Consider the following 3,660-nt stretch of genomic DNA (forward strand, 5'->3'; position numbering starts at 1 on the left):
GAATGCTACAGCAAAACGACCGGTCGCCGCTGCGGCAGCCCTGACAGTCTCAGCAGGCTGATTCTGAGCAGCATTCAGCCCATAGAATGAGATAACCCCTATGAATGATGGCAGACAGACGCCTCCGCCCCCCGAGGCATGGAAAATCCGGTTTCTGGCGAACGGTACACCCGGCACATGGTTTTACACCGATGACGCAGCTGTCACAAAAGAGTGGCTGCGGACACATTGTGACGATGTGGAAGTGATCCCCCTGTGCCGTATGCATGACGGTCCCGTTTTCCGGGAACACCATATTAATGAACTCAGCGCCGCACTGGCCAGAATGCTCCATATGCACCACATACTACTGGAACGAACCCGGTACAGAGAAAATATCCATGATGCAGAATGTATTCGTGAAATTCACGAAGCTCCCCTGCAGGCTATCGGCATCCTGGAAAAATACAAACGCACAAAATCATAAGGCTGTTCTATGTGGATCCTGATTTTCTGGCTCTCATCCCCCTTTAATGTCTCCTCCGGCGATGCCCGGCAACCCACACTGGCTGTTCACAGTCAGGCGTTCCGTACTGAAAAAGCCTGTCGGGATGCCTTCACCGCGCTGAAAAAAGAAAACGTGGGGGAATTTGCTCTCCGTGGCGTCTGCGTCCCCGCCGGAGAATAAACAAGACATGCGCAACCGGAGTCCGCTATGACATCCCCGGACCTTATACAAGGTGCTCTGCACCGAATGTCCTGGTCTCAGCTGGCAAGAGCTGCGGAAGAGTCGACAGTACATCATGATTATGCCCGGGCGTTAATATTGTGGCGGCATGCATATCATGCCGCCACGCTGACTATTAATAAAAACCTGGCAACGGCTAAAATCAACTTCTGTGCTAAGCGCATTCTGATGCGTAATCAAATGAGTAAAATAATCAGACATACAGACACAGACGAAATACTCTCGCGTCTGAGTAAACACCATCATTTATATGAGAAAAAGAAAACAAAAGAGGGATGACAGTCCCATTGTATGGGAAAAACTTGCCATGCTTACTGCAGGTGCATTTTTGATACTGGCAGTCCTGGGTGAGTAATCTTAATATCCTGTTTATTAAAGGGCAGAAGGCGGTCCCCCTCTGCCCTTAAGTACGTTTTCGGGATTATCAGTTTTTGATGCAAAATGCCCCAACGAGAAGTGGGTTACAGATGTCACTGAATTTAAAGTTAATGGCAAGAAGCTGTATTTATCGCCAATCATGGATCTTTATAATGGAAATAATTTCCTATAACCTTGCTACTCGTTCTCAACCTTCAATGGTGCCGACTATGTTTACGGATGAGCTGAAACAGCTGTCGAAAGATGAAAACCCCATACTGCACAGCGATCAAGGTTGGCAATATCAGATGTCCCGGTGGCAACGATGGTTAAAGGATAGCGGCATAGTCCAGAGTATGTCTTGCCGGGGAAATTGTCTTGATAATGCAGTTATAGAGAGCTTTTTGGGAACATTGAAATCAGAATGTTATTACCTCAATGAATATAAAAATGTGGAGGGCTTAAAGCGAGACATCATCGATTACATAAACAATTATAATTAATTGAGGATAAAGGAAAACTTGGCGGTCTTAGCCTGGTACAATATCGATTGAGTCAGGCAGCATAAGTTGTCCAGGATCTGGGCGCACTTTAATATCGATGGACGCGATTGTAGCCAGACAGGACAACCATCACAAAACGTCACAGACGGAGCGCTTACTTTTCATTGTCGGCCGCCACGTTTTTGTCAATATGGCGCTCCGTTGATGCTTACGCTTTAACGTCTAATGCGCTTGTTGGACTTTCAACCGATGCGACATCACAGGAAAAATTGGGGCTGATAGAAAAATAACAGATAAAAATGATGATGCCTGAGCCGGAACTATATATATTGGCTCAGGCATGAGGATAATTGTTATTTGCAGTCATCAATGATTAGATAGGCTGCATATACAGGGCCATGAACACCGACAACTTTAATCAACTCTATATCGGCAGTTGAACTTGGTCCTCCAATTATATTGATACAGGAAGGCATTCGTTGTCCTTTTTGAGCCATATCATGAAGTTTTTTCGCAAGCTGAGCCACTCTGGGAAGAATGGTGCTTTTGCGTAAAACGAACACCGACGCTTCAGGTAAAAGACTTACTGAACGCCCTCGTTCTGGGGCGGAGAATAAGACAACACCTCCTGATTCTGTAAGTCCATACTCAGCGAAAACGATACCTGTTTTTGCCTTTTCTGCAAGATGAATATTTTCCTCACCCTTCTCTGGGGTCCACAGGACAGCGCCCATCTCTTTTTGTAGAAGTGGTGCAATCCCCGTATCAAACAGCCGTTGATCGTTACTGATAATGACAGGCCCGGAACCGAACTTCCAACAGAGATCTAATGCTTTTGATGGAGCTTCATCGGGTGATACAAGAACACACTCGGCAAGCATCACTTCTGAAGCAAATTTAATAAAATCCTCACAGCGTTGATCTAATGTCAACTCAGTTAAACGTGTCGAAGCCAGCGTATTTACAGGTTCCGGCATTGCTTCGGGAGTGTGTTTTACTGCTCTGCCAAGCTTTCTGGCGATCGCAACGAGAAACTCATCTCTGTTTTCCATAAAGTTACCCTCCTTTTTTATATCTCTTGAACCAACTACGGAAGCTTTCTCCATCAGGTGATGGTAGATCTCTGGCTTCAGTCCATTCTTTTATCGCTCCAACACTAATCGGCGTTTTTCCTTTCCTGATGAACAGACTGGCTGTTTTCGCGCCAGCAATCATGCCAACTTTCCACAATGCCGGATGACTGTTTACGTAATTGAATATTCCGGTTATACGGCGTTCTGTTGATGGTGTTATTTCGGTCTCTGCCATAACCTGCCGATGTTTTTGTATTAGTTGTGCCAGAGGTATTTTTACCGGACATACCCCATTGCAGGCAGTGCACAATGAACAGGCATAAGGTAAGTCCTTAAAGTCTTCATAGCCACCAAGCAACGGGGAAATAACTGCTCCGATTGGGCCAGGGTAGATTGAGCCATAGCCATGTCCACCAATCTGGCGATAAGCGGGACAGGTATTAATACAGGCACCGCAGCGAATACAGCGCAATACATCGCTGAATTCTGAACCGAGAACCTCTGAACGCCCATTGTCAACAATGACAAGATGGAACTCTTCCGGGCCGTCAACATGTCCTTCTTCTCTTGGACCTGTAAGCCAGGTGTTATAACCCGTCAGTCTGGCCCCGACAGCACTCCTTGCAAGCATGGTAATAAGAACATCCACCTCCTGGAATGTCGGAGCAATACGCTCCATCCCCATAACAGCAATATGTGTTTTAGGTAATGTGGTGCACATACGTGCGTTGCCTTCGTTTGTAACAAGGCAGACTGACCCTGTTTCTGCAACAGCAAAGTTACATCCCGTTACACCAACTTCTGCACTGAGAAAATCTTGTCTGATTTTCTCTCGAATGAACAATGTCATTGCTTCAGGAGTTTCTGGTCCCTCATACCCCAGATGTTCGTTTAACACTCTGCGGATTTGATGGCGATCTTTATGTATTGCCGGAACAACCACATGTGATGGCGGTTCGTGTGCAAGCTGAAGAATGTATTCCCCAAGGTCTGTTTCAAT

General features: G+C 46.2%; 5 protein-coding genes and 1 pseudogene. 4 read left to right on the forward strand and 2 right to left on the reverse strand.

Annotated features, from left to right (window positions below; genetic code table 11):
* The first annotated feature begins 100 nt into the window (after window positions 1–100).
* The 4 genes and pseudogenes from E0D98_RS22290 to E0D98_RS22305 form a co-directional block, all read left to right on the forward strand.
* Entirely contained in the window at window positions 101–466 is a 366-nt protein-coding gene (locus E0D98_RS22290; protein ID WP_000997723.1) for a hypothetical protein, read from the forward strand.
* A 9-nt stretch (window positions 467–475) separates the two neighbouring features.
* Window positions 476–667 (forward strand): hypothetical protein, encoded by a 192-nt coding sequence (locus E0D98_RS22295; RefSeq protein ID WP_000264906.1) that lies wholly within the window; start codon window positions 476–478, stop codon window positions 665–667.
* A 27-nt stretch (window positions 668–694) separates the two neighbouring features.
* A complete protein-coding gene (locus tag E0D98_RS22300; RefSeq protein WP_050877279.1) occupies window positions 695–1,006 on the forward strand; it encodes a hypothetical protein in 312 nt (103 codons plus the stop codon).
* Between the two features lie 166 nt (window positions 1,007–1,172).
* Window positions 1,173–1,584, forward strand: a pseudogene (locus tag E0D98_RS22305) (IS3 family transposase); the annotation flags it as partial.
* 356 nt (window positions 1,585–1,940) lie between these two features.
* Here the strand turns inward: E0D98_RS22305 and E0D98_RS22315 are convergent.
* Window positions 1,941–2,639 carry a lactate utilization protein C gene (locus E0D98_RS22315; RefSeq protein ID WP_000431491.1) on the reverse strand — a complete coding sequence of 233 codons (699 nt, stop codon included), beginning with the start codon at window positions 2,637–2,639 and terminating at the stop codon, window positions 1,941–1,943.
* Between the two features lie 4 nt (window positions 2,640–2,643).
* Window positions 2,644–3,660 (reverse strand): LutB/LldF family L-lactate oxidation iron-sulfur protein (locus E0D98_RS22320; protein ID WP_131891043.1); only part of this gene is annotated, 1,017 nt, incomplete at its 5' end.

It is taken from the genome of Escherichia sp. KCJ4928 (assembly GCF_004352695.1).
In the GTDB taxonomy this organism is placed as follows: Bacteria; Pseudomonadota; Gammaproteobacteria; order Enterobacterales; family Enterobacteriaceae; genus ECMA0423.